This is a genomic window from Vescimonas sp., assembly GCF_057856985.1.
The window spans coordinates 39,103-63,522 of record NZ_DBLZXX010000003.1 but is presented as its reverse complement, the minus strand read 5'-3'; the positions used below and the strand labels follow the sequence as shown (position 1 = coordinate 63,522).

Annotated in this window: 22 protein-coding genes; 13 read left to right on the top strand and 9 right to left on the bottom strand. The window is 56.3% G+C overall.

Features of this window, described 5'->3' with window-relative positions; genetic code table 11:
- Positions 1–4 precede the first annotated feature (4 nt).
- Complete coding sequence (pckA, locus tag ACZM22_RS04365) at positions 5–1,570, bottom strand: phosphoenolpyruvate carboxykinase (ATP) (protein WP_489543227.1); 1,566 nt, start codon at positions 1,568–1,570, stop codon at positions 5–7.
- Positions 1,571–1,608: 38 nt separating this feature from the next.
- Positions 1,609–2,418, bottom strand: coding sequence for a selenium-dependent molybdenum cofactor biosynthesis protein YqeB (gene yqeB / locus ACZM22_RS04360; protein WP_489543226.1), 810 nt, complete (start codon positions 2,416–2,418; stop codon positions 1,609–1,611).
- A 136-nt stretch (positions 2,419–2,554) separates the two neighbouring features.
- On the opposite strand from yqeB, the gene ACZM22_RS04355 reads away from it, so the two are divergent.
- Positions 2,555–2,890, top strand: a complete 336-nt coding sequence (locus tag ACZM22_RS04355; RefSeq protein WP_489543225.1) for a winged helix-turn-helix domain-containing protein — start codon at positions 2,555–2,557, stop codon at positions 2,888–2,890.
- 58 nt (positions 2,891–2,948) lie between these two features.
- Here the strand turns inward: ACZM22_RS04355 and ACZM22_RS04350 are convergent, their stop codons facing one another.
- The 3 genes from ACZM22_RS04350 to nrdD all read right to left on the bottom strand — a co-directional run bounded on the left by ACZM22_RS04350 (position 2,949) and on the right by nrdD (position 6,608).
- Positions 2,949–3,791, bottom strand: coding sequence for a DUF4097 family beta strand repeat-containing protein (locus ACZM22_RS04350; protein WP_489543224.1), 843 nt, complete (start codon positions 3,789–3,791; stop codon positions 2,949–2,951).
- An 11-nt stretch (positions 3,792–3,802) separates the two neighbouring features.
- Positions 3,803–4,336, bottom strand: coding sequence for an anaerobic ribonucleoside-triphosphate reductase activating protein (gene nrdG, locus ACZM22_RS04345; RefSeq protein ID WP_484437037.1), 534 nt, complete (start codon positions 4,334–4,336; stop codon positions 3,803–3,805).
- Positions 4,337–4,433: 97 nt separating this feature from the next.
- A complete protein-coding gene (gene nrdD, locus ACZM22_RS04340) occupies positions 4,434–6,608 on the bottom strand; it encodes an anaerobic ribonucleoside-triphosphate reductase (RefSeq protein ID WP_489543223.1) in 2,175 nt (724 codons plus the stop codon).
- A 376-nt stretch (positions 6,609–6,984) separates the two neighbouring features.
- Between nrdD and ACZM22_RS04335 the strand changes: the two genes are divergently transcribed.
- The 3 genes from ACZM22_RS04335 to trmD are packed head-to-tail and all read left to right on the top strand — an operon-like array spanning position 6,985 to position 8,629.
- The gene (locus ACZM22_RS04335; RefSeq protein ID WP_484425156.1) at positions 6,985–7,305 is read left to right on the top strand and encodes a hypothetical protein; all 321 of its coding nucleotides are present in this window, start codon (positions 6,985–6,987) and stop codon (positions 7,303–7,305) included.
- A gap of 24 nt (positions 7,306–7,329) precedes the next feature.
- On the top strand, positions 7,330–7,839 hold the full coding sequence (rimM, locus tag ACZM22_RS04330; protein WP_484425157.1) for a ribosome maturation factor RimM: 510 nt from the start codon (positions 7,330–7,332) through the stop codon (positions 7,837–7,839).
- On the top strand, positions 7,829–8,629 hold the full coding sequence (trmD, locus tag ACZM22_RS04325; RefSeq protein ID WP_489543222.1) for a tRNA (guanosine(37)-N1)-methyltransferase TrmD: 801 nt from the start codon (positions 7,829–7,831) through the stop codon (positions 8,627–8,629). The genes rimM and trmD overlap by 11 nt, the downstream gene beginning before the upstream one ends.
- Before the next feature lie 61 nt (positions 8,630–8,690).
- On the opposite strand, the gene pduL is transcribed toward trmD, so the two are convergent.
- Together pduL and ACZM22_RS04315 are read right to left on the bottom strand one after the other, a co-directional pair.
- Complete coding sequence (gene pduL, locus ACZM22_RS04320) at positions 8,691–9,254, bottom strand: phosphate propanoyltransferase (RefSeq protein ID WP_484437034.1); 564 nt, start codon at positions 9,252–9,254, stop codon at positions 8,691–8,693.
- Positions 9,255–9,324: 70 nt separating this feature from the next.
- Positions 9,325–9,858, bottom strand: coding sequence for a hypothetical protein (locus tag ACZM22_RS04315; RefSeq protein ID WP_489543221.1), 534 nt, complete (start codon positions 9,856–9,858; stop codon positions 9,325–9,327).
- 177 nt (positions 9,859–10,035) lie between these two features.
- Between ACZM22_RS04315 and ACZM22_RS04310 the strand changes: the two genes are divergently transcribed.
- The 3 genes from ACZM22_RS04310 (at position 10,036) to guaA (ending at position 13,175) form a co-directional block, all read left to right on the top strand.
- Positions 10,036–10,932: a LysR family transcriptional regulator gene (locus ACZM22_RS04310; protein ID WP_484438124.1), complete on the top strand. Its 897-nt coding sequence runs from the start codon at positions 10,036–10,038 to the stop codon at positions 10,930–10,932.
- 133 nt (positions 10,933–11,065) lie between these two features.
- Entirely contained in the window at positions 11,066–11,644 is a 579-nt protein-coding gene (locus ACZM22_RS04305) for a xanthine phosphoribosyltransferase (RefSeq protein WP_484425162.1), read from the top strand.
- Between the two features lies 1 nt (position 11,645).
- Positions 11,646–13,175: a glutamine-hydrolyzing GMP synthase gene (gene guaA, locus ACZM22_RS04300; RefSeq protein WP_489543220.1), complete on the top strand. Its 1,530-nt coding sequence runs from the start codon at positions 11,646–11,648 to the stop codon at positions 13,173–13,175.
- Between the two features lie 95 nt (positions 13,176–13,270).
- Here guaA and ACZM22_RS04295 read toward each other — a convergent pair whose 3' ends face one another.
- Positions 13,271–14,329: a site-specific integrase gene (locus ACZM22_RS04295; protein WP_212819493.1), complete on the bottom strand. Its 1,059-nt coding sequence runs from the start codon at positions 14,327–14,329 to the stop codon at positions 13,271–13,273.
- Positions 14,330–14,386: 57 nt separating this feature from the next.
- On the bottom strand, positions 14,387–14,587 hold the full coding sequence (locus tag ACZM22_RS04290) for a helix-turn-helix transcriptional regulator (protein ID WP_021858306.1): 201 nt from the start codon (positions 14,585–14,587) through the stop codon (positions 14,387–14,389).
- 922 nt (positions 14,588–15,509) lie between these two features.
- Between ACZM22_RS04290 and ACZM22_RS04285 the strand changes: the two genes are divergently transcribed.
- The 6 genes from ACZM22_RS04285 (at position 15,510) to ACZM22_RS04260 (ending at position 24,416) form a co-directional block, all read left to right on the top strand.
- Complete coding sequence (locus tag ACZM22_RS04285) at positions 15,510–16,565, top strand: YqaJ viral recombinase family nuclease (RefSeq protein WP_212819495.1); 1,056 nt, start codon at positions 15,510–15,512, stop codon at positions 16,563–16,565.
- A gap of 67 nt (positions 16,566–16,632) precedes the next feature.
- Positions 16,633–18,879: an SF1B family DNA helicase RecD2 gene (gene recD2, locus ACZM22_RS04280; RefSeq protein ID WP_489543219.1), complete on the top strand. Its 2,247-nt coding sequence runs from the start codon at positions 16,633–16,635 to the stop codon at positions 18,877–18,879.
- A 65-nt stretch (positions 18,880–18,944) separates the two neighbouring features.
- A complete protein-coding gene (locus ACZM22_RS04275; protein ID WP_489543218.1) occupies positions 18,945–19,850 on the top strand; it encodes a hypothetical protein in 906 nt (301 codons plus the stop codon).
- A gap of 36 nt (positions 19,851–19,886) precedes the next feature.
- The gene (locus tag ACZM22_RS04270) at positions 19,887–21,563 is read left to right on the top strand and encodes a YodL domain-containing protein (protein WP_489543217.1); all 1,677 of its coding nucleotides are present in this window, start codon (positions 19,887–19,889) and stop codon (positions 21,561–21,563) included.
- A gap of 88 nt (positions 21,564–21,651) precedes the next feature.
- Positions 21,652–22,407 carry a PcfK-like family protein gene (locus tag ACZM22_RS04265; RefSeq protein ID WP_489543216.1) on the top strand — a complete coding sequence of 252 codons (756 nt, stop codon included), beginning with the start codon at positions 21,652–21,654 and terminating at the stop codon, positions 22,405–22,407.
- Positions 22,407–24,416 carry a PcfJ domain-containing protein gene (locus ACZM22_RS04260; RefSeq protein WP_489543215.1) on the top strand — a complete coding sequence of 670 codons (2,010 nt, stop codon included), beginning with the start codon at positions 22,407–22,409 and terminating at the stop codon, positions 24,414–24,416. Before ACZM22_RS04265 ends, ACZM22_RS04260 begins: the two co-directional genes overlap by 1 nt.
- Positions 24,417–24,420: the final 4 nt, after the last annotated feature.

Genomic DNA, 24,420 nt, shown 5'->3' with positions numbered 1-24,420 from the left:
TTCCTTACGCCTTGGGGCCCGCGGCCACCACCGCCGCGCTCATGTGGGTGTACTTCTTGAAATTCTCTGCAAAGCTCTGCGCCAGCTTCCTGCAGCTGGCCTCGTAAGCCGCCTTGTCCTCCCAGGTGTTGGCGGGGATCAGCAGCTCCGAGGGCACGCCCTCGATGCTGGTGGGCACCTGCACGCCGAAGGTGGGGTCCGTGACGAATTCGCCCTTTTCGATGTCGCCGGTGAGGGCCGCCGTCACCATGGCGCGGGTGTAGCTGAGCTTCATTCGCTTGCCGGTGCCGTTCCAGCCGGTGTTCACCAGATACACCCTGGCGCCTGCCTTCTCCACCTTCTCCGCCAGCATAGCGGCGTACACGGAGGGGTCCAGCGGCAGGAACGGCTCGCCGAAGCAGGTAGAGAATGTGGGCACCGGCTCGGTGACGCCGATCTCCGTGCCCGCCACCTTGGAGGTGAAGCCGGATACGAAGTAGTACATGGCCTGATCCCTGTTCAGCTTGCTGATGGGAGGCAGCACGCCGTAGGCATCCGCCGTCAGGAAGATGACGGTCTTGGGCACGCTGGGGCTCATGCCGGACAGCTCCGCGTTGGGGATATACTCCACAGGGTAGCCCACGCGGCTGTTCACCGCCAGAGAAGCGTCGTCAAAATCGAACTCCCTTGTATCGGGGTCCATCACCACGTTTTCCACCAGTGCGCCGAACCTGATGGCGTTGTAGATCTCCGGCTCACCCTCGGGGCTGAGGTTGATGCACTTGGCGTAGCAGCCGCCCTCGAAGTTGAACACGGAATCATCGGCCCAGCCGTGCTCATCGTCACCGATGAGCATCCGCTGTGGGTCGGCGGACAGGGTGGTCTTTCCGGTACCGCTGAGGCCGAAAAACACGGCGCTGTCGCCGTTTTTTCCGATATTGGCGGAGCAGTGCATGGGGAACACGCCCTGCTTGGGCAGCACATAGTTCATCACGGAGAATACGGACTTCTTGATCTCACCGGCGTACTGGGTGCCGCAGATCACTACCTCGCGGGCCTCGTAGTCCACCAGAATGGCGGCCTCGGAGCGGGTACCGTCGATGTCCGGCACGCACTTGAAGCCCGGGGCGGCGATGATGGTATAGTCCTCGTGGAAATCCCTGAGCTGCTCCGCCGTGGGACGGCGCAGCAGCTGGTGGATGAACAGGTTCTGGCTGGCCAGCTCGTTGACGATGCGGAACGCCTTGGTGTACTTGGGATCCGCACCGGCAAAGCCATCGAAAATAAACACGTCCCGACCCTGAAGATAGGCCAGCACCTTGGCGCGGATGGCGTCAAATTTTGCCTTCTCGAAGGGGCGGTTCACCTTGCCCCAGGCAATATCGTCATGGACGGCGGGGGTGTCCACAATGAACTTGTCGTTGGCGCTGCGGCCGGTGTACTTGCCGGTCTTGACCACCAGCGCACCGGTGTTGGACAGGGTGCCCTCGCCGCGGCGCAGCGCGTGCTCTACCAGCTGCGCCGGCGTCAGATTGCGGTACACTGCCCCCGCGTTCACAAGTCCCAGCTTCTCCAGCCCGTATGTTTCCATAGTTTGTTTCCTCCTGTATGGTGTTAAGTGATTTTCATTTACAGTTTTGCCGCACCAGTGTACGGAGCGCCGCTGAGGTGCAGAATTGCCTCCAGCACGCCGCCGCCCACGGCCAGCGCCTTGTCCGACGCCGTGGTGCAGTATTCCGGCCTGCATCGCGGGTCCACATCGCCGGATTTCATGCCCTGATGCACCGGCGTACCCTCCGGCAGGATGCCCCGCACCACGCCGTCGATGGTACATCGCATGGGCAGGCCGTTCACCTCGCCAGCCACATCGCCGGCCTTCACCTCTGCACCGATGTCCAGCAGCTGGTGGAAGATGCCGTCCGCCGGAGCGCGCAGTACCCGCTCTCCGGCGTAGCCGCCGATGAGGCCCGGGATGTTGGTATTGGGCAGGGCGCTTCCCTCGTAGATGACGCGGCCCAGGGTGTGGCCCCGCATGGTCTCCACCACGGCGTGGCAGTCCACACCGGCGGTAAACCCCGGCCCTATGCCGATGACCACCGGCGCGTCGGTGATGGCCGTACCCAGGTTCCGCTTGGCCAGGATGGCGTCTACCTCCGCATCCGGCCGCAGCGCCTGGCGGCACCGGCAGTCCGGGTCGGCCAGAACAGGGATGACCTCTTGTGCCAGAAGGCTCTCCGCCTCCGCCGCATCGGCGGCCAGCACGGCGGCAACGCCCTCTACCTCCGTCCGGCCCAGCACGATAGCCTGGGAAAAGCACACCGTCCGCCGGATGGCGGTGGGCGCGGGCAGGTCCGTCATCACCACCTGCATATGGCTGCGGTACAGCCGCAGGGCGATGCCGGTGGCAATATCCCCCGCGCCGCGGATCAAAACTCTCATGCGACAGCCCCTTATCTGTTTGATACCAATGTGTAGTACCCTGTGGTCTGTTGTAGGATAACACTTTAGCGGGAAAAGGTCAATCCCTGTTGACGTATCCTGATTCTCCTGATAGAATAACGTCATGGAAAGAAAGATGACATACAAGCTATCCTGCCGCCTGTTCACTGATGCAAAATGCTTCGGTCCGGGCGTAGTTCAGCTGCTGCACGCGGTGCAGCAGCTCCATTCGCTGCGCGCTGCGGCGCTGAGCATGGACATGGCCTATTCCAAGGCATGGACCATCGTCAAAAATTCGGAAAAGGCGCTGGGGTTCCCGCTTCTGACCTCCACCACCGGCGGGAAGGGCGGCGGCGGTGCGGCGTTGACCCCCCGGTGCGTGCAGCTGCTGGACGCCTACGATTCATTCTGCAAAAGGCTCCAAAATGCGGCAGCTGCACTGTTTGATGAAGAATTTTCCGATTTTCTCTGAAAAGCGTGTAAACGCAGGCGCTCCGGCCACATGATCCGGCGGAGCGCCTGCGTTCTCTTTATTGCATGAGGAAGATGTCTGCGTTTCCGCTGACGGTCTCCAGCTTCCAGACCGCCGGCGCGTCGGGACTGTTGGTCACGTCGCTGCGCAGCTGACCGCTGACGGTGTGGAAATCGATGGCCACCGCCTCCGGCTGCCGGGCCAGCGTCAGGGTGATGTCGCCGCTGCCGTTCTTCACATCCAGCTCCTTTGGCTGGGTTTCCAGCGTCAGTCCAATGCTGCCGCTGACGCTGTCCGCCTCCAGCTTATCGGTGCGGACGCTGCCGGTGATGGCGCCGCTGGTGGTCTCCAGAGAGATCTCCCCGGCGTTGGCGGCGTGGACGCTGACCGTGCCGCTGACGCTGGACACGTCCAGTTCCGTCAGGGTCAGGGTATCCTCCTCTGTCAGGTCCACGGATACGTCGGCACTGACCGCGTCGATGTTCAGCTCATGCAGCACCGTGCTGCGGGGCAGCCTGACCGTCAGTTGTTTTTTCTGCGAGGTGCTGACCGTCAGCGGCTGGGAGCGGATGTCCAGCGTGTTGTCGTCCTCGTCCACCCGCCACTCCATCTTCAGCGCCACATCCCCGCCGTCCATCATCGTCTCCGACAGCTGGATGCCCTCGCCGTCGTACAGCTCCACGTTTACCGCGCCGCTGACCCATTCGATGTCGATGGAGCGGAAGCCCTTGATCTGTACCACCTCGCCGGCTCCGGTGTTGTAGCCCGCGTCCGGCTCCGCCGGAACGGTCGGGTCCGTCGGAGCCGCATCGCCGCCGTTCTGCGGCTGCGCCGTCCGGGTACAGGCCGTCAGTGCCAGCGCCATGACCAGCGCCAGCAGGCACGCCATTCCTTTTTTCATGGGGGAATCCCTCACTTTCTCAGTTTGTCCCAGATCGTGACCTGCCCCGTCTCTCGGGTCCGGTCCATGTCGATGACCCGCTGGTTCCGGCTGCCCCGGAACTGGAGAGAGATGTCCTTCAGCTCCTTGACGAACCGCCCGTCTACCAGTACGTTGATGCAGGCCAGCATTCCGTCCGTTGCCTCGCACCGGGGATAGCTGCCGTCATGCAGCAGCTCGTCCTCCAGACGGAAGCCGGTGAAGCACCAGATGGTCTTATGGGGGTACTTCTCCCGTATCTCCCGCAGCAAGGGCAGCAGCTCCCGCTGGTTCTTCGGCTCGAAGGGCTCACCGCCCAGCACGGTCAGGCCGTTGATAAAGGGCTTGTCCAGCTCGGCGAAGATCTCCGCCTTCGTCTCATTGGTAAAGGGCTTGCCGTAGTCGAAGTCCCACGTCTGGGGCTGGAAGCAGTCCGGGCAGTGGTTGGTGCAGCCGGAGACGAACAGCGTCACCCGCACGCCGATCCCGTTGGCGATATCACATTTTTTCAGCTCTCCGTAGTGCATAGCAGCCTCCTATGGCAGGATCATACCAGAAGCCTGCCGATAAATCATGAACAGAGTGAAAAAGGCGGGCGTCTGCCCGCCTTTTTTTGCGTTGTCTTTACAGATGCAGCACGCGGTCCTTGATCTCCTGCGTGCGGCCCTGGTTCCAGAACTGGGTGCCGATATAGCCGCAGGTGCGGCGGGCCACGTTCATCTTATCCTGATCGGTGTTGCCGCACTGGGGGCACTTCCAGATCAGCTTGCCGTCCTGCTCCACGATCTCGATCTCACCGTCCCAGCCACAGACCTGACAGTAGTCGCTCTTGGTGTTCAGCTCGGCATAGATGATGTGGTCGTAGATGAACTTCATGACCTCCAGCACCGCGTCCAGATTGTTCTGCATGTCCGGCACCTCCACATAGCTGATGGCGCCGCCGGGGGACAGATGCTGGAACTGTGCCTCAAACTCCAGCTTTTTGAACGCGTCGATCGGCTCCGTCACATGGACGTGGTAGCTGTTGGTGACATAGCCCTTGTCGGTGATGCCCTCCACCACGCCGAACCGCTTTTGCAGGCACTTGGCGAACTTGTAGGTGGTGGACTCCAGCGGCGTGCCGTACAGGGAGAAGTCGATGTTGTGCTGGGCCTTCCACTTCTTACAGGCGGCGTTCAGCGCGTTCATAATCTCCAGGGCGAAGGGAGTGGCGCTGGGATCGGTGTGGGACTTGCCGGTCATGTACTTCACGCACTCGTAAAGGCCGGCGTAGCCCAGAGAGATGGTAGAGTAGCCGCCGTAGAGCAGCTTGTCGATGGGCTCGCCCTTCTTCAGGCGGGCGCAGGCGCCGTACTGCCACAGGATGGGGGCGGCATCGGACAGGGTGCCCTTCAGCCGCTCGTGGCGGCACAGCAGGGCGCGGTGGCACAGCTCCATACGCTCGTCGAAGATGCGCCAGAACTTCTCGATATTGCCGCCGGAGCTGAGAGCGATGTCCGGCAGGTTTACCGTCACCACGCCCTGATTAAACCGGCCGTAGTACTTGGGCTTGCCATTCTCGTCCACATAGGGGGTCAGGAAGCTGCGGCAGCCCATGCAGGGATAGCAGTGGCCCTCCCCGTTCTTGTCCACCTTCAGCTCCAGCATCTTCTTCTCGCTGATATAGTCGGGCACCATGCGCTTGGCGGTACACTTGGCCGCCAGCTGCGTCAGATACCAGTACTTGCTGTCCTCGCGGATGTTGTCCTCCTCCAGCACGTAGATGAGCTTGGGGAACGCAGGCGTGACCCACACGCCCTTCTCGTTCTTCACGCCCTGATACCGCTGAAGCAGCATCTCCTCGATGATGACCGCCAGATCCGCCCGTTCCTGTTCGCTGCGGGCCTCGCCCAGATACATGAACACCGTGATGAACGGAGCCTGTCCATTGGTGGTCAGCAGTGTCACCACCTGATACTGGATGGTCTGGACGCCGCGGCGGATCTCCTCCCGCAGGCGCTTCTCGGCGATGGCGTTGATCTTATCCTCCGTCACGGAGACGCCCACGGTGTCGAACTCGTCCCGCACGCTGGCGCGGATCTTCTCGCGGCTCACCTGAACGAAGGGGGCCAGGTGGGTCAGCGAGATAGACTGGCCGCCGTACTGGTTGCTGGCCACCTGGGCCACGATCTGGGTGGCGATGTTGCAGGCGGTGGCGAAGCTGTGGGGCTTTTCGATGAGCGTACCGGTGATGACAGTGCCGTTTTGCAGCATGTCCTCCAGATTCACCAGGTCGCAGTTGTGCATGTGCTGGGCGTAATAGTCGGTGTCGTGGAAGTGGATGATGCCCTCGTTGTGGGCGTCCACGATGTCCTTGGGCAGCAGGATGCGGTTGGTGATGTCGCGGCTGACCTCACCGGCCATATAGTCGCGCTGGGTGGAATTCACCACAGGGTTCTTGTTGGAGTTCTCCTGCTTGGCTTCCTCGTTGTTGCACTCGATGAGGCTGAGGATCTTGTCATCGGTGGTGTTGGACTTGCGCACCAGGGAGCGGGTGTAGCGGTAGGTGATGTAGTGCTTGGCCACCTCGAACGCGCCGTGGGCCATGATGTGGTGCTCCACCATATCCTGGATCTCCTCCACCGTGGGGGCGCGGTTCATCTTCTGGCACTGCAGCTCCACGGACTCGGCGATTCGCTGGATCTGTACCGGCGTCATGCGGTCCGCCTCCGCCACGGCCTCATTGGCCTTGGTGATGGCGATAATGATCTTGGTAATATCGAAACCGACTTCAGCGCCGTTTCTCTTGATGATCCTCATGGGGCATCCTCCTTCGCAGTCTATCTCTCTCCCCGTATACGGGGCTTATCCAAATACATCGACCCTATCATACACTACATCTTGTGGCTTTGCAAGTGCCTGTACCGAAATATAGAGAGGACTCCCGCCAAAAAGCGGCGGATATTTTTGTGGATTCTGCCAAAATTATTTTCCAGAACACACAAGATATGGTAGCGATGCAGGGGATGTCCGCCACTAAATATAGGCGGCAGCGGTGGGAAGGCGGCGGTTTCCGGCTCTATGGCGGGTCTCTCCCCCGCCGGGGCGAAATCCGTCGTTGCGCGGAGAGGCTTGGTGTGATATACTAATTATGTTATAGTATACGCGGGCGGCGCCCGCGAAAGGAGAAAACACCATGCGACCAGATATCCGATCCCTGCTCCACGGCATCTTCAATCTCATCCTGCCGTTTTTCGCCTATGATCTGGCCGGTCTGCTGGTGTTCTCCCTGACGGCGGGCAACTACACACCCTGGGCGTCCTTCTGGCCCATGGCGGTGCTGATCCATCTGCCTTTCCTGTCCGACGTCATCGGCGTGGTGGTGGGGGCGGTGCGCTACAAAAGGAGCAAGCGTGTCTGCGCCATGCTGGGCACCATCTTCTCCATCGGCGGCGCGGTGCTGTACTACATGCTGCGCTACCAGTGGGGCTTTACCCTGTTTGGTATGCTGGTCTGATATTTTCGATAAGGAGGGCGCGGTATGCGGCCTGAATTCATTACAGTGGGCACCGTTGTCAATGCCCACGGCGTCCGCGGTGAGGTCAAGGTGAATCCCCACGGCTTCGATCCTGCGTTTATCGCCTCGTTCCACACGCTGTATCTCAACGGGCAGGCGGTGGCCGTCAAGGCCGTCCGGGTCCACAAGTCCACGGTACTGCTGACGCTGCCCGGGGTGGAGGATATGGACAGTGCGCTGGCTCTGAAGGGCTGCACCGTGGCCATCCGGCGCACCGACGCGCACCTGCCCAAGGGGCAGTTCTTCGATGAGGAGCTGGAGGGCTGCGCCGTGGTGGACGACGCCACCGGTCAGGAGATCGGACGGCTGGACAAGGTGCTGTCCTACCCCGCCCACAAGGTGTATCAGGTGCGGGGCGGCGCACACGAGTACCTGATACCCGCAGTGCCGGACGTGTTCATCGTCTCTGCCGATCCCGATGCGGAGGTCATCCGCGTCCGCATGATGAAAGGACTGGCCACCGATGAGGATTGACATCATGACCCTGTTCCCCGACGCGGTGGACGCCATGATGAATGCCTCCATCATCGGACGGGCGCAGGAGCGGGGCTTCGTCACCATCCGCACCCACCAGATACGGGAGTTCACCACCAACAGGCAGATGCAGGTGGACGACTACCCCTACGGCGGCGGGCGGGGCGCGGTGATGCAGGCAGATCCGCTGTACCGCTGCTGGCAGCATATCTGCGATGAGGCAGGCGGCCGGGTACACACCATCTATATGTCCCCCTGCGGGCGGGTGCTGACCCAGCAGGTAGCCCGCGAGCTGAAGGAGCGGTACGACCATCTCGTTTTGGTGTGCGGCCACTATGAGGGTGTGGATCAGCGGTTTCTGGACGAGTGCGTGGACGAGGAGATCTCCATGGGCGACTTCGTGGTAACCGGCGGCGAGATACCCGCCATGGCGCTGGCGGACTGCCTGTGCCGTATGGTGCCGGGCGTGCTGCCGGAGGAGAGCTGCTACACCGACGAGAGCCACTGGAACGGCCTGCTGGAGTATCCCCAGTACTCCCGTCCTGAGGAGTGGCACGGCCGCAAGGTGCCGGAGGTGCTGCTCAGCGGTCACCACGGCAACGTGGCGGACTGGCGCACGCGGGAGAGCTACAAGCGCACTATGGCGCGGCGGCCTGATCTGTGGGAGAAGTTCGACCTGACGCAGGTACACAGCCGTCACGACAAGAAAGTGCTGGCCCAGGCGCTGGCGGAGTACGAGGCGGCGCAGCGGCCGCCGGAGGATGCCGGCGAGGCGGAGAGCGCCGAATAAAGCGTATAAAAAAGTTCCTGACCATGTGAAGTGGCCAGGAACTTTTTTATGTAGTTTTCGCTTACCGGAAAATCTCGCCGCTGGTGGGGTTGCCCGCCGCCTGCGCCTCATCGGTGTCGATGTGCATGGTGGTAGCACCGCCCACGTTGACGCGGACCACCACATCGTCGAAGATCAGCTTACGGCCCTCGCCGCCGCAGGCGACGCGGATGATCTCCTTGTCCTTGACACCCATCTTCTCGGCGTCCTCCTGCGTGACGTGCAGGTGGCGCTTGGCCACGATGACGCCCTCGGACAGCTCCACCTCACCGGCGGGACCCACCAGCTTACATGCACCGGAGCCCTTGACATCGCCGCTCTCGCGGACAGGGGCCGCGATACCCAGGGTGCGGGCGTCGGTGGCGGAGACCTCCACCTGGTCGGCCTTGCGGACGGGGCCCAGGATGGACACGTTGGCCATCTCCTTCTTGGGGCCAACGATGGTCAGACGCTCATTACATGCGTACTGGCCGGGATAGGACAGGGGCTTGCGGATGGTCAGCTCATAGCCCTTGCCGAACAGCTTCTCCACCGTCTCCTGGGTCAGATGGATGTGACGGGCGGACGTTTCGATCATGAAACTCATAGTAAACACTCCTTCTTTTTTTGCCAAAATGTGGAATATTTTCATTCCCTGTGAGGGAATTCTTCCCTTATTATCGGATCTCTTCTTTTTCCGAGACGCGGCGCAGCTCCGTGACGTTTCCGATGTAGAAATACGCCTTGCCGGCGGGCACGATCTCGCCGGTGACGGACACGAACTCACCTGAGCGCAGGGCCTTCGCCTCCGCCATAGCCTCATCGTTGCCGTCGAAGTGGATCAGCAGGCCAAAGCCGGTGTCGCCGTGGCCGTCCAGATCCAGGTGCCACCAGGGAAAGCGCAGCGTCACCTTGCGGCCGGCGTACTTGCTCTGCTGGCCGTGGGTGTACTCCGAGCGCACCTGATCGAAGGAGATGGGCACGATCTCCCCGTCCGGCATGTGGAAGTGCAGCCCGCCGTACAGGCGACTCAGCCGTTTCTCCCGATTGCTCTTGCGGCTGACCATCAGCATCCCCATCAGGACCAGAAGCGCCACACCGTACAGTCCCCGACCCTTCACCAGGCACCAGACACACGCCAGAATACCCGAGACAAGAATCACGCGGTTGATGACATCCTGCCCCAGCCAGACCTCTTTCAGTTTTCTCATGTGTATTCTCCTTTTCTGTCTCCAATTTTTTTATTTTAGCACATCGCTGTCGCTTATGCAAGCGGTAAACCGCTGCAGGATATGCAATTTCCCTCTTGTATTCTTCCTGATTCTTGGTATAATCGTAGGAGATATCATATTGCCGTGTATCATCATCTTCTTATAGGAGGCAACGATATGTCCGTAAAGCTTGAATTATATCGGGTCTTTAAGGAAGTGGCCGAGGTGGGCAACATCACTGCCGCCGCCCAGGCGCTGTATATCTCCCAGTCCGCAGTGAGCCAGTCCATCAAGCAGCTGGAGAACGACTTGCAGACCCGCCTGTTCTCCCGCAACTCCCGCGGCGTCACGCTGACGGCGGAGGGCAAGATGCTCTACGAGTACGTCCGCAGCGCCATGGGCCTGCTGGAGACCGGCGAGGAGAAGCTGTCCCAGACCCGCGAGCTTCAGATGGGCCAGCTGGTCATCGGCGCCAGCGACACCGTCACCAGCCAGTTCCTGCTGCCCTATCTGGACGGCTTCCACCGGGAACATCCCGCCATTCATATTCAGATCATCTCCGGGCGCAGCCACAAGGTGCTGGGGCTGCTGCGCTCCGGCAAGGTGGACATCGCCTTCGCCAGCACCCCCACGGACATGACATCTCTGGAGACGTACCCCTGCTTCCCTACCCACTCCATCTTTGTGGCGGGGGCCGGGTATCCCTGCGACTTTGAGCATGTGTATTCTCTGGAGGAGATCTCCGCCTTCCCTCTGATCCTGCTGGAGCGGAAGGCCTCCAGCCGCCTGTATCTGGAGCGATTCTTCCTGCAGAACGGTCTGAAGCTGACCCCCGAGATCGAGCTGGGCGCCCGCAGCCTGCTGGTAGATCTGGCCGCCATCGGCTTCGGCGTGGCCGGCGTCACCGAGGAGTTCGTCACCCGAGATCTGGAAAATGGACGGCTGCGGCAGCTCAAGACATCGTTCCACATCCCGCCCCGCTCCGTGGACATGTGCATGCTGCGGGACGTACCCCAGACCGCCGCGGCGGAGCGTTTTGCCGCCTTTGTCAAGCAGAGCTTATCCAAACGATAAGTACACCTGTTTTCACCGGTAAAACCCACAAAAAACCGCAGAAAGCGCTGAAATATTCTTCAATTTTTCCTGTTGCTTTTCCCCGGAAAATCGGGCAGTATAGAACTAAAACTTTTGAGAGGAAGTGTCGACGATGCAGCAGTTGAAAGAGCGTATCCTGAAGGAGGGCCGCGTGCTCCCCGGCAATATCATCAAGGTGGACGGATTCCTGAACCACCGCGTGGACACCGCCCTGATGGGCGCCATGGCGGAGGAATTCGCCAAATATTTTGATGTCAAGAATATCACGATGGTGCTGACCGCAGAGGCCAGCGGCATCGCTCTCGCTACCGTCTGCGCCGAGAAGTACGGCGTGCCCATGGTCTTTGCCAAGAAGGCCAAGAGCGACAACATCGAGGGCGGCCTGTACCAGAGCGATATTTTTTCTTATACCTATAAAAAGAAAGTGACCCTGCTGGTGTCCCAGGACTGGATCCACGCTGATGACCGCGTGCTCATCATCGATGACTTCATGGCCAAGGGCTACGCCATGCGGGGCCTCATCGACATCGTCAACAAGGCCGGCGCCACGCTGGCCGGTATCGGCGTAGCTGTGGAGAAGGGCTTCCAGGACGGCGGCGACAGCCTGCGCCGCGAAGGCTACCCCATCCACTCTCTGGCCATTATCGATGAGGCCGATGAGCACCACATCCGCTTCAGGGAGGATAACTGATATGAAGAAGGTTCTGGTTCTGGACTTCGGCGGCCAGTACAACCTGCTGGTGGCCCGCCGCGTCCGCGAGTGCGGCGTGTACTGCGAGATCAAGTCCTTCCGCACCTCCATGGAGGAGGTCCGCGCCTTTGCGCCGGACGCCCTTATCTTCACCGGCGGCCCTGCCACCGTGTTCGAGCCCAACGCCCCCATGGTGGACAAGGCCCTGTTCGAGATGGGCATCCCCGTGCTGGGCATCTGCTACGGCCAGCAGCTGATGATGCACCTGCTGGGCGGTCAGTGCCGCAAGGCCGAGACCCGCGAGTACGGCAAGATCCAGCTGACCCACGACGTCTCCCCCCTGTTCGAGGACGTGCCGGAGACCTCCGTGTGCTGGATGAGCCACGGCGTGGAGGTGGAGCAGCTGGCCCCTGGTTTCCGTGCCATCGCTCATACTGACGGCTGCCGGCACGCCGCTGTGTGCTGCGCCGAGAAGAACCTGTACGGCGTGCAGTTCCACCCCGAGGTGCTGCACACCGAGTACGGCAAGGAGATTTTGCAGAACTTCCTGTACCGCATCTGCGGCTTCCAGCGGGAGTGGTCCATGGCCAACTATCTGGAGGAGGCTGTGGCGGAGTGCCGCCGCAAGATCGGCAGCGGCCGTGTGCTGCTGGCCCTGTCCGGCGGCGTGGACAGCTCCGTGGCCGCGGCCCTGCTGCAGCGTGCCGTGGGCGATCAGCTGACCTGTATCTTTGTGGATCACGGTCTGCTGCGCAAGGACGAGGGCGATCAGGTGGAGCAGGTCATGAAGCACCAGTTCCACGTGGATGTCCGCCGCGTCAATGCCGGCCCCCGCTTCCTGGGCAAGCTGGCGGGCGTCACCGAGCCGGAGCGCAAGCGTAAGATCATCGGTGAGGAATTCATCCGCGTCTTTGAAGAGGAGGCCAAAAAGATCGGTGCCGTGGATTTCCTGGCTCAGGGCACCATCTATCCCGACGTGGTGGAGTCCGGTCTCGGCGGCGAATCTGCCGTCATCAAGAGCCACCACAATGTGGGCGGCTTGCCCGACTGCGTGGATTTCAAGGAGATCGTGGAGCCTCTGCGCCGTCTGTTCAAGGACGAGGTACGGCAGCTGGGCACCGAGCTGGGCCTGCCAGACGAGCTGGTATGGCGTCAGCCCTTCCCCGGCCCGGGCCTTGCCATCCGCGTCATCGGCGAGATCACCGAGGAAAAGCTGTCCATCCTGCGGGACGCCGACGCCATCTTCCGCGAGGAGATGAAGCTGGCAGGTCTGGACCGCACCACCAGCCAGTTCTTCGCCGTGCTCACCGATCTGCGCAGTGTGGGTGTCATGGGCGACGAACGCACCTACGACTACACGCTGGCCCTGCGGGCTGTGCAGTCTCAGGACTTCATGACCGCCACGTGGTCCCGCCTGCCCTATGAGCTGTTGGATAAGGTCTCCGGCCGCATCGTGGGCGAGGTCAAGCACATCAATCGCATCTGCTACGACATCACCTCCAAGCCTCCCGCCACCGTGGAGTGGGAGTAATCGCCACTTACCCGAAAACCCTTTATTTTCAAGGGTTTTCGGGTTTCTTTTTTGCTCCGGGTACATGAAAGGTACACGGCGGGTACACGAAAAATTTATGCGAAAGCCTCCAAGCGGTCTGCAACTTCCCCGTGTTTTGTCGGGTACAGATGGGAATAAATCTCCAAAGTTGTCGTTACGCTCTCATGCCCGAGGCGTTCGCTGATCAGCAGCGGTGCAAAACCGAGTTCAATCAGCAAGCTGGCGTGGCTGTGACGAAGATCGTGCACCCGTATCTCCCGGAGTCCGGTCTTCTTGCAGCCCCTTTCCATTTCGTGCTTCAAATAATGCTTTGTTACTTCAAACAGTCTATCTGACGGATCGTAGCCGTACAATCTGTCGGCATAATCCTTTACCAAATCGCAAACGAATTGCGGCAAGGTAATTTTGCGATTGCTTTTTGGCGTCTTTGGGTCAAGGAATAAGTCCTCGCCGTCTATACGCGCATAGTTTTTTGTAATGGAAACCGTCCGTTCCTCAAAGTCGAAATCGTTCAGGGTCAAAGCTAGCATTTCTCCGGATCGCATTCCTGTCCAGTAAAGCAGATTAAAGATGACCTTGGACTGCAGCTTATCACTGACAGCATCAATAAAAATCTTGAATTCGTCCGCTGTCCAGATCTGTTCCAAGCCAGAATTCTTTTTACCGATAGTTCCGCTTTTTTGTACCGGATTGCTGCCGAGGCCGTAATACTTGACTGCAAAATTGAAAATCGCAGACAACTGGCTGTTCAGAGTTCTCAGATAGGTTGGCTTATAATTCTTCTGATTGTTCATCAGCTCGGTTTGCCAGCGACGCACATTCATCGGCTGGATCTCATTGACTTTCAAATTCTTGAAATACGGCATAATATGTACCGCAATGATGTCCTCTTTCCCTTTGTAGGTAGTCGGTCTGATTCTGGCTTTGCAGTCATCCATATAGATCTCTACCATATCACTAAAAAGCATATCGCAGGAATTTGATGTCTTGCTCAGAAAATCCAGTTCATACTGCTTGGCCTCTTTTTGCAGGCGAAAACCTTTCTTCTTTTTCTGCTTTTTGGTGCCTGTCCAATCTGTGTAAACAAATTTACAGTACCATAACCCTGTCTTTTCGTCTTTGTAGGTCGGCAATGATTTCACCTCCGATCTGTAAAAGTTTCATCGCCCGGATACGGTTTCCCTCGTCACTTACAGGTAGGTATTCTCGTAAAAATATTTGGCAGATACCTTGCCCGCCACAGTCAGCTTTCCGGCTTTTTCCAGTTCACTGTTAAGCCGCTTGATAATGCGGTATGCCGTACTGCGGGAAACACCGAGTAATTCGGCAACATCCGTTGCTGTCAAGTATCTTTTGCTCGTCTGTAATGCTGTCGGTTTGTATTCCGCCATGTTTTCCTCCTTTCTGACAGCCTGCAGCAATGGAGTATCCTTGCGATATTGTCATTATACTACTTTTCGCAAAAGATCCCGTGTGGGGCTGTCCGCATATATTTATATTTAGTTTGTGTTCAAATTAAAAACGCCTGTCCGCCGGGCCATTTCCTGCGCCCATTTCAGCCGCGTATTGGCAGGCTGCCGCTATACGGCAATTCTTCTGTGGGCACGCTCCGAATCGATCATCGTGGCATACTGTCCGCAGATCCTGTATAACTCCCGGCGGAAGGATATTCGGTTTTCAAGGTGCATAAGCGGATAGAGCTTCTTCCTCTATCCGTTCACTAATAAACACGGGGGTATACCCGCCTTTTCTGCAATCAAAATTCAAAAAAGCGAAATTTCCTTTTCCGTATTGCCACCCGCATAACTATATATAGTTTCTAAATTCTTGACAAACACGATATATTGTGCTATACTTCTTCTGTAATTGATTTTTGTGCGTTGTCCGTAAGGACCAGCAGTACGCTTCTGCATTGCACATATCGTTAAGTTTGCAGTATGTCAGTAGTATAACTGTGCCGTGAGGCCGGTTATGTACTGGCATTTTTTATTTTTTAAGGATATTTATATCCTCTGCGAGAATGACACCTGTTCGTAATTCATTACGGACATGAATGCCTGAAAAGGCATCGGCTGTTGTTCTCGCTTTTTTTATGCCCAAAAAGCCTTCGTGCTTTTGGAATACATTTTTAGAAAGGCGGAAATCGAATGAAAAGACGAACCCATCGGCACTCGCACAGAAGAGTGTCCAGACCTGCTGTGTTCAAGCAGCAGGTAAAAAGAAAGGAGGCAAGAAAGCTTGCAAAGTACCCGCTGAAAACGGTATATGTCTCTCGCACAAGGCTTTATCAGCCTCAGAATCGAGGTGCATAATATGCCGAACACAACGAGTACCTACGAACCGCTGGTTTTGGTTGACACGGCAGATCTGCCGGAGGAGGAATGGCTGGAATATCGCCGCAGAGGAATCGGCGGAAGTGACGCCGCTGCCATTTTAGGTGTGTCCCCATTTGCGACCGCCCGCGACCTCTACTACGACAAACTCAAAGTCGTATCGTATGAGGACGGCGAAAGCAACTGGGTGCAAAAGAAGGTCGGGCATTTGCTTGAGGATCTGGTCGCTGAGATTTTCCATGTGAAAACAGGTTTTGAGATCTATCAGGTGAAGAAGATGTTTTATCACCCGGTCTACACCTATATGCTGGCAGACATTGATTACTTCATCCGATTGCCAAACGGCAAAACGGCGATCCTTGAGATCAAGACCACAAACTACAACGCCAAGGATCATTGGTGGTGCGACGGACAGGAGATCGTTCCCGTCAACTACGAGATCCAGGGCCGCCATTATATGTGCGTGATGAATATGGATGAGGTGTACTTCTGCTGCCTTTACGGCAATAACGAAAATGAAGTCATCATCCGGCACATTGAGCGTGACCCGGATTACGAGGCGGAAATGATCGCTCTGGAGGGCAACTTCTGGAACTACCATGTTCTGACACAGACACCGCCGCCGTACACAGAGGACGGTGAGCTGACGCTTGAAAGCGTTCGGCGTCACTTCGGCCCTGCCGACGAAAACGCCCCTGAGATCGAGCTGAGTGTGCCGCTGGCAAGCAGTCTGGTGCGCTATACCGAGCTGCAGGCGGAAAAGTCGGAATTGAACCGTGAGGTCAAGCGGGTCGAAAACGAGATGAAACGGCTGCAAGGGCGCATTGTGGCGGAAATGGGACGAAGCTGCACGGCTACGGCAAACAGCGGCGGCGTTTCCTATTCCATCAGCTACAAGCCTACGAGAAAGCCCGACATCGGCAAGGAAAATCTGATACGGCTGAAAGCACAGCATCCCGATATTTATGAGGATTATGTGACGGTATCGGAAAGCCGCCGCTTCTATGTAAAGCGCAAATTTGACGAGGCGGCATAAACGGAAGAAAGGATGGTGCAGATGAAAAACGATGCACAGAAAGAAAACGAGAAAGGAGTGGTGAACCGTGGGGTATGTCGGGACTTATGACCGGACGATCTTCTACAATCCGGGCAATAAGTATTGCATTATCAGCGTGAAGACCTCCGACCAAAGCGTACCGCAGCAGGCACGGAGTGCTTACCGTCACCGGGACAATATGATCCGGTTTATCGCCGTCGGGTATGAATTGCCTCAAACCGATAAGGTGAGCATGATCCTGGACGGCGAATGGGAGAACGGAAAACACGGTGTTCAGTTGCAGGTCGATAAGTGCGAGGAGATCGTGCCGCAGACCAAAGAGGGCGTATACGGTTATCTTTCCTCCCGGCTGATCAAAGGCGTCGGTGAAAAGACTGCCGCATTGATCGTAAATCGCTTCGGTGCCGACGCATTGCGTGTGCTGGAAAACGAGCCGGAGCGACTGCTGGAGATTCGAGGAATCACCCCGGATAAGCTGGAGGACATCAAAGCCTCCTATGCGGAAAGCCGGTGCGTGCGGGATCTGATGATCCTGCTGACCCCATTTAATGTCACGCCGGTAACGGCCATGAAGATTTATGAGCATTTCGGCTCCCGCAGCGTAGACATCCTGCAAAAGAACCCCTATGAATTGTGCCAGGTATCCGGATTCGGATTTAAGAGAGTCGATGCTATCGTCCGCAAGGGCGATCTGCCGCTGAATTCTCCTATGCGGATCCACGGCGCCGTATTTGCGGCATTGGATACGGGGCGCAACGAAAAAGGCCATCTTTTTCTGGAAGAAGATGCGCTTGCGAAAACGGGTGTGAAGCTGCTCAATGAGAATATTACCGATGGACAGGTCAAGGTCACGCCCGAGGAAGTGGACGCCGTTGTTCAGGATATGATCCTCAAGGGTGAGATCGCTTCAAGCAACGGCAACATCTATCAGAGCAATGTTTTCGTGCAGGAGGATGAAACCGCCCGGAAAATTGCGGAAATGCTGGCTGTACCGCCGGTCACGCTGGATATATCCGAATCACTCGAATATGTCCGCAAAAACCTCGGTCTTGCCCTTTCACAAAGGCAAAGCGAGGCGGTGTATATGGCTTTTCGCAGTAATCTGTCTATCATCACAGGCTCTCCCGGTACCGGTAAAACCACAGTCTTGCGGGCGATCATTGAGGTCTTTCAGATGCTCTGCCCCAAGGGGAAGATCCTTCTTGCCGCTCCGACCGGACGAGCCAGCCGAAGAATGGCAGAAAGCACGGGCAGAAACGACGCCAAAACGCTGCACAGCCTTTTAGGGCTGCTGGGCGACAGTGAGCCGATCCAAAAGGATAAACAAAAAGAACCGCTTGATGCCGACCTCATCATCGTGGACGAAAGCTCCATGATCGATATGTGGCTGGCAAGGCAGTTTTTCAGCCGTGTCCGTATGGGTACGAGAGTTATCCTGACCGGTGATGTGGACCAGCTGCAAAGCGTGGGCGCCGGCGATGTCTTCCGTGAGCTAATCGACAGCGGACTTATCCCCGTTACGGTACTCAATGAGATCTTCCGTCAGAAAAAAGGCAGCCTCATTGCCTACAATGCAAAGCGCATCAATGAGGCCAACATCGACCTTCAGTACGGCGAGGATTTTCAGTTTGTCAAGTGCCAGACACAGGAGGAAGCCGCTGACCTGATCTGCAGGATCTTCTGTGAACAGGTCACTTTGCACGGAATCGAAAAGGTGCAGATACTCTCTCCGTTCCGTTCGGAAGGGCCGGCCTCGGTCGAGCAGCTTAACGCCGCTATCCGAGAGCTTGTCAATCCGGCGAGGGACGAGTTTGCCGATCTGAAGGTCGGCAGCCACTACTTCCGTGTAGGCGACAAGGTGATGCAGACAAAAAACAATGCGAAGGCATCCAACGGCGACATCGGCTACATTCGCAAAATGGGGCGCAATGCAAAGAACGAAATGGTCGTGACGATCGAGTTTTCCGGCGACCGCATTGCCGAATACGGTATGGAAGAAATGGGCCATATGGAACTGGCTTATGCGACTACCGTACATAAGGCGATGGGCTCGGAATTTGATATTGTGATCATGCCTATTCTTCGCAGCCATTACATCTTGCTGAACCGGAACATCGTCTATACGGCGATCACCCGTGCAAAGAAACAGGTCATTGCGGTCGGTCAGAAGAAAACGCTGATCATGGCGATCCTTAAAAAAGCCGCCGGGAAACGAAACACGCAGCTCGGCGAGCGTATCGGCAAATATCTGAAAGCCTTTACCCGCCAAAATGAATTGAAAAAGGTCAGTTGATACGAAGCGGCTTGCAGAAAAGTGCAGGAGTGCTTCGTGTTTATTTATGAAAGGAGATTTCCCGTATGAATACAAATCAAAGTGCAACGATGTATGAATCTGTCCCTGTGGTTTCCGAGTTGAACAAGGTGCATGGCTTTGACCCGCTCAAATTTCTGCGCAGAACGACCAAGGGCGAAAAGGTTCTTGACCTCAAATACAAAAAGCTCTGGTTCCGCCTGAAATATCCGAACGGCAGGATCAAGCTGTCCTCCCTCAAGATCACGGATCAGCTGGCAATCATCGAGGCCCGTGTGTATTTCGACAAGAACGACGCACAGCCGAGATCCAGCTTCATTGCCCAAAGAGAGGCGAAAGCCACTCCGGGCGGTCTGTATATCGAGTCAGCGCAGCACGCTGCCATTGACCAGGCATTGTCGGACGCCGGTTTTGGCGTACAGTTTTCTGCTGCCACTCCTACAGCGAACGCAGAGAAAGCGGCCGAAACCGTCAAAGAGCAGCCGACAGTAGCGGAAACCGCCACGGCGGAGCAAGTTTCCACAGAAGTGCCGGTTACGGTTGCCGAAGCGGCGACAGAAGTAATCAACGAGCCTGTGCAGGAAGCCCCTGTTGTTCAGAAAACCGTTGCAGAAGCTCCGGCCGCAGAGGTTATGGAATCTGTTGCTCCCGTCACGGAAGAGACTGAGGGCGAAGAAATCGAGGAAGAAACCGCCGATACCGATGCGGCAGCGCCGACTTATTCCTCGGATATGCCGGTCGATGAGATCTGCTCCATGATGACCTATGAAGAGGCCGGCAATGTGATCGTGCCGCTCGGCACCTGCAAGGGCTGGGCGATGTCGCAAGTGGCTGACCGCCGCCCTGCGAGCCTGAAATGGTACATCAACGGCTATTCCGGCAATGATAACATTCTTCGTGCGGCAGCTACGATCATGCAGGCGTCTTTGGATGAAATGCAGAGAGCAAGCTAAAATTCACCGATATTTCTTTAGAAAGGAGGCTTGTTCATGAGCCAGCCGCATGATTTTTCGTTCGACATAACGGATGTGGCGGAACTGCTTCACTTACGGATACGGCGGCCGAGCCCGCAAGGGCTTTATGTGGATTGTCCCATCTGTAATGACAAGCGAGGGAAAATGCACATCAACACGCAGACCGATACCTGGCGGTGCAATTACTGCGATGAAAGCGGCGGTATGCTGGCTTTATATGCAAAGGTGCATAGCATCAGCACGAGCACTGCCTATCGGGAGATCAGCGATGCGCTGCTCAACGGAGTAAACCTTTCGGATCATGCGGTCAAGTACCCGGATAAGCCGAAGGAAACGCCGGTCGAAGCTGCGCCTGCTGCCGACATTGCCGTGCGCAATAAGACCTATACCGCACTTCTTGCTATGCTGACGCTATCCAAGGAGCACCGTGCACATCTGCAAACGGTCAGAGGCTTGCCGGATGAACAGATCGAGAGGTTGGGCTACAAGACTATGCCTCCCTTCTATATGTGTCGTTCACTGGCAAACCGGCTTCTGCAAAACGGGCATCAGCTGGATGGCGTGCCGGGATTTTATCAAAAGGACGGTCAGTGGACGATTGCCAGCTCCAGCTTTACCGCCGGCATTATGATCCCTGCACGGACAAGGCAAGGGCTTATCAGCGGCTTTCAGATCCGTTTGGATGTGCCGCTGAAGAATGAGGATGATCCGCCGGAAAAGGACGGGGCCAAATACATCTGGTTTTCGTCTGCCGGTAAGCCGAAAGGCACCTCCTCCGGAAGCCCGGCGCATTTTGTCGGTGATCCGAATGCAGGCGTTGTCTATGTGACGGAAGGGCTTTTGAAATCCGACATTGCCCATTATCTGATGAACCGTTCCTTTGCCGCTACGGCCGGCGTCAACAATATGGCGCAGCTGGAGCTTCTACTGAAAGAGCTGGCAGAGAACGGCACGCATACGATCATTGAATCGGAGGATATGGACAAATACCGGAATGAGGCTGCCTGCAAGGGCGCCTTGAAGCTGCACGAATTGGCAAGGAAATACGGCATGGTGTGCCGTGGACTCAACTGGAATCCGAATTACAAGGGCGTGGACGACTGGCAGCTTGCCTTAAAGCGAAACGCCTACGCAAAGGAGGATAGCAAGAAGAATTTCAGGCAAAGATTTATGTACGGTCTTTGTGACTTTGAAGTGATCGACGATGATATTGCACAGTGGCACGAAAGCACTGAATGTGCGTATGAGCTGCACGAATATCTCGGGCTGACGGAGGAAGAGTATTCTTTGTTTGTCAGAAGCTCCGACGAGCTTGAAAATCGGTTGCTGTCGCAAAGGCAGGAGCAACGGTTTCGGATATACCAGTTGGATGTTAGTCTTTACAAGGTCATTCCCTTTGCCTTCGGCGGAATAAAGGAACTGCAAAAAGCAGGTCACGAATACCCGCCGGCAGCGCAGTACAGGCTGATACATGACGGTATGCTGCATTGTGAGGAAACGGTGAGTGATACAGGGCGGCTCACACGCATTGCCGAACTTTTCGGTGATGTTCTGCCAAAGGATTACCGAGGCAGGAGCGTCGCCCCATCCGATGTGATAGAACTGTATGACGACACGGGACGGCGTTATTTCTACCGTGACACAGACGGTTTTTGTCCTGTGAAGTTTTCTCCGATGCTCGCAAAGAAATAGGAACAACCGGAAACGGCTATATGTCAAGAATGGGATACAGCGTGGGTAAAACTGCGCTGTGTCCCTATTTTTATAGGAGGAACATTTTATGAGTGTTGATACCAACAATACGGAATTGAAAAAAGGCGCCGATCTGGCGACTATCGCAGATCAAAGGGATGATCAGCGGCAGCAGGCGGAAGCCGAAGCTGCACAGGAAGTGCTTCAGCGAATGCAGAATACTGCAGCCGAGGACGAAAAGCGCCGTGCTCATGAAGAGGCCGAAGCCAAGCGCAAAGCCGAATGGGAGCAAAAACAGCGTGAAAAAGCCGAAGCTGAACAGGCTGCCTGGGAAAACGCCGTGGCTATGGGTGATGATGAGGTCATGATGGCTTCGATGAAGCGTGTCGGTGATGACGCCGAGCGACTGACCCGCCGCAATATGAAGCAATGCGTGACCGAGCATATTCAGACTAAGTGCCTCAGCGAACCGGAGTTTGCCCGGCAGGTCATGCACCCCCGCAAGAATATGATCCGTTGTTTCCGTTACATTACCCGCAAAGCCAAGGAGTTTGCCGAGCAGGAAATGAAGGACAACGACGAAAAGCCGATCGCAGGCGGTTATGGCTGTGATGTGCCGGATGATATGTGCTATCTCTGGGCCGAAGAATACTTTATGGATATGGACGCAGAGGAAGATAAGGAAAAGGAGGAAAAATTCGTTCCGAAGCCCTATCCCGGAAAGCCGACCCCGAGATCCAATAAGAAAGCCGACAAGAAAAAGCCGGCTCCCCAAAAGGAGCCGCCGGCAGAGGAACATCTGAACGATAGCACGCAGATGAATTTGTTTGAGGTGGGCGCATGATGAATAAAAGAGTCTTGCGCAAATTTGCAATACCGAGCAGCAGCCCCAACCCGAAAAACGGCATTTTCTGTGCCGATCAGGTGAAGTATGTGGTGCGCACGGCGACCAAAAATATCGACCATCAGCGCACGCTGGTACTGTATATCTACGCAAAGGAAAGTGTGCTGGCCGGAAATCATACCCCTCGCTGGACAATGTTTCAGCAGAAAGGCGGCTATATTACCTTATGCACCGATGATAAAGGCACACGCTGGCAGCAGTCTATGTTCGAGAACCTCGGAAAGGATTACTTTTTCAGGGACAAATGCTCTTTCTATTCCCAGGCCGACGAGAGACGGGTCACGAGATATTGTCATTCCGAAAAGCAAAAAGGATTTGAAAGCCTCTGCCTGCTTCAGTTGGATTTATTGCGGAAAAAGCAAAGGGAAAATGAACTGAAAAAGCAGCGCAGGATCATCGAGCGGATGAAACCGGTAGGCGCATTACCCAGGGACATCAAAGGCTTTATGCACAGAGAGACCCTGCCGCATTATATCTTCTATGATTATGCCAAGGGAAAAGCGCCGAAAAACGCATACTGTACTGCCTGCAAGCATAATGTATCGGTCGCTGAAGCCAAGCACAACGGCGAAGGCGTTTGCCCACACTGCAAGAGGAAAATCACCTTTAAGAGCCGTGGGCGCCGCGGATATATCGTTGACCGTTCTACTGCACAGGTTATTCAGCGGCTGGGTAGCAACGAAATGATCATTCGTTTCGTAAAAGCCTATCGCCGTTATCTGAAAAGCGACACGCCGGAGTTTCATGTTTATGAAAACGCACGGTTGTTTCTTCAATGGGACGGCAGCAAGATCATAGCCAGTGAAAGCTACTATTACGGTTATTCCCGGGATCGCATTACACCGTGGCATCCGGGCGACAGACCGGTATTCAGCCGGTGGTACTACAATTTTGAGGCAGACTGCTGCGGTTATCTCTATCATCGGAATCTGGACAGTGAACTGAAAGGAACGCCGTGGCAGTATTCCGCACTGAAGGAGTATTACGCAGGAGATCCCACGCCCTTGTATGCCGGGCAGTATCTGCAGAAGTATTTACGCTATCCTATGCTGGAGTATTTGGTAAAGCTGAAGCTCTATCGCCTCGCAACCTATGTTGCTTACGGAGATACGGGCGGGGCTCATTTCTATGACGACAGCGTGCTCAACAGCAAGGGCAAAACCGTAACAGAGGTTTTGGGTGTCGGTAAAAAATATATACCGCTTCTGCAGACGATCGACCCCGGGCCGAACCAGCTTACGATGTTCAAAGCATTTCTGCGGGATAATATCCGACCGGATCTGGAACTGATGAAATGGTGCAGCAAAAACGACATCGGAGAGGAAGCGTATATTACGGTTCCCTTGCGCTATATGACGCCCCATAAGCTGATGCGGTATGCTACGGAACAGTTTGCCACACACCGAAAGACCTCTTATTACGCCCCCGGTTATTATTCCATGCGTGAGATGATGTCCGACTATAAGGATTACCTTTGTATGTGCGAACTATTGGAGCACGATATGAAAAGCAGCTTTGTCCTGTTTCCGAATGATTTGAAGGCGGAGCATGACCGGGTAAATGATATGTCCCGAAATGATGTGTCGCAGGCGTATGATCGGATAATTGCCAAAATGTTTGAGGGATTGCAGCACCGTTACGGATACACCCAAATGGGGTTTGTTGTTATTCCTCCGCATTCCGCAAAAGAGATCACACAGGAGGGCGATAAACTGCACCACTGTGTCGGACGCTATGTGAAAGATGTGGTAAAAAACAATACCACAATCCTTTTCATCCGAAAAGCGTCCGCACCGAAAAAGCCGTATTGTACGGTAGAGGTGAAGCATGGGGATGTCATTCAGGCAAGGATCCAGAACAATGTTGTCCCGCCGCCCAAGGTGAAGAGATTTATCGAAAGCTGGAAAGAAAATGTGCTATACGCACCTGCTCTTGAACGGGCAGCATAACGAG

Coding starts and splice junctions, on each gene's coding strand:
- pckA (WP_489543227.1), bottom strand. CDS start 1,570: ATGGAAACATACGGGCTGGAGAAGCTGGGACTTGTGAACGCGGGGGCA.
- yqeB (WP_489543226.1), bottom strand. CDS start 2,418: ATGAGAGTTTTGATCCGCGGCGCGGGGGATATTGCCACCGGCATCGCC.
- ACZM22_RS04355 (WP_489543225.1), top strand. CDS start 2,555: ATGACATACAAGCTATCCTGCCGCCTGTTCACTGATGCAAAATGCTTC.
- ACZM22_RS04350 (WP_489543224.1), bottom strand. CDS start 3,791: ATGAAAAAAGGAATGGCGTGCCTGCTGGCGCTGGTCATGGCGCTGGCA.
- nrdG (WP_484437037.1), bottom strand. CDS start 4,336: ATGCACTACGGAGAGCTGAAAAAATGTGATATCGCCAACGGGATCGGC.
- nrdD (WP_489543223.1), bottom strand. CDS start 6,608: ATGAGGATCATCAAGAGAAACGGCGCTGAAGTCGGTTTCGATATTACC.
- ACZM22_RS04335 (WP_484425156.1), top strand. CDS start 6,985: ATGCGACCAGATATCCGATCCCTGCTCCACGGCATCTTCAATCTCATC.
- rimM (WP_484425157.1), top strand. CDS start 7,330: ATGCGGCCTGAATTCATTACAGTGGGCACCGTTGTCAATGCCCACGGC.
- trmD (WP_489543222.1), top strand. CDS start 7,829: ATGAGGATTGACATCATGACCCTGTTCCCCGACGCGGTGGACGCCATG.
- pduL (WP_484437034.1), bottom strand. CDS start 9,254: ATGAGTTTCATGATCGAAACGTCCGCCCGTCACATCCATCTGACCCAG.
- ACZM22_RS04315 (WP_489543221.1), bottom strand. CDS start 9,858: ATGAGAAAACTGAAAGAGGTCTGGCTGGGGCAGGATGTCATCAACCGC.
- ACZM22_RS04310 (WP_484438124.1), top strand. CDS start 10,036: ATGTCCGTAAAGCTTGAATTATATCGGGTCTTTAAGGAAGTGGCCGAG.
- ACZM22_RS04305 (WP_484425162.1), top strand. CDS start 11,066: ATGCAGCAGTTGAAAGAGCGTATCCTGAAGGAGGGCCGCGTGCTCCCC.
- guaA (WP_489543220.1), top strand. CDS start 11,646: ATGAAGAAGGTTCTGGTTCTGGACTTCGGCGGCCAGTACAACCTGCTG.
- ACZM22_RS04290 (WP_021858306.1), bottom strand. CDS start 14,587: ATGGCGGAATACAAACCGACAGCATTACAGACGAGCAAAAGATACTTG.
- ACZM22_RS04285 (WP_212819495.1), top strand. CDS start 15,510: ATGCCGAACACAACGAGTACCTACGAACCGCTGGTTTTGGTTGACACG.
- ACZM22_RS04275 (WP_489543218.1), top strand. CDS start 18,945: ATGAATACAAATCAAAGTGCAACGATGTATGAATCTGTCCCTGTGGTT.
- ACZM22_RS04270 (WP_489543217.1), top strand. CDS start 19,887: ATGAGCCAGCCGCATGATTTTTCGTTCGACATAACGGATGTGGCGGAA.
- ACZM22_RS04265 (WP_489543216.1), top strand. CDS start 21,652: ATGAGTGTTGATACCAACAATACGGAATTGAAAAAAGGCGCCGATCTG.
- ACZM22_RS04260 (WP_489543215.1), top strand. CDS start 22,407: ATGAATAAAAGAGTCTTGCGCAAATTTGCAATACCGAGCAGCAGCCCC.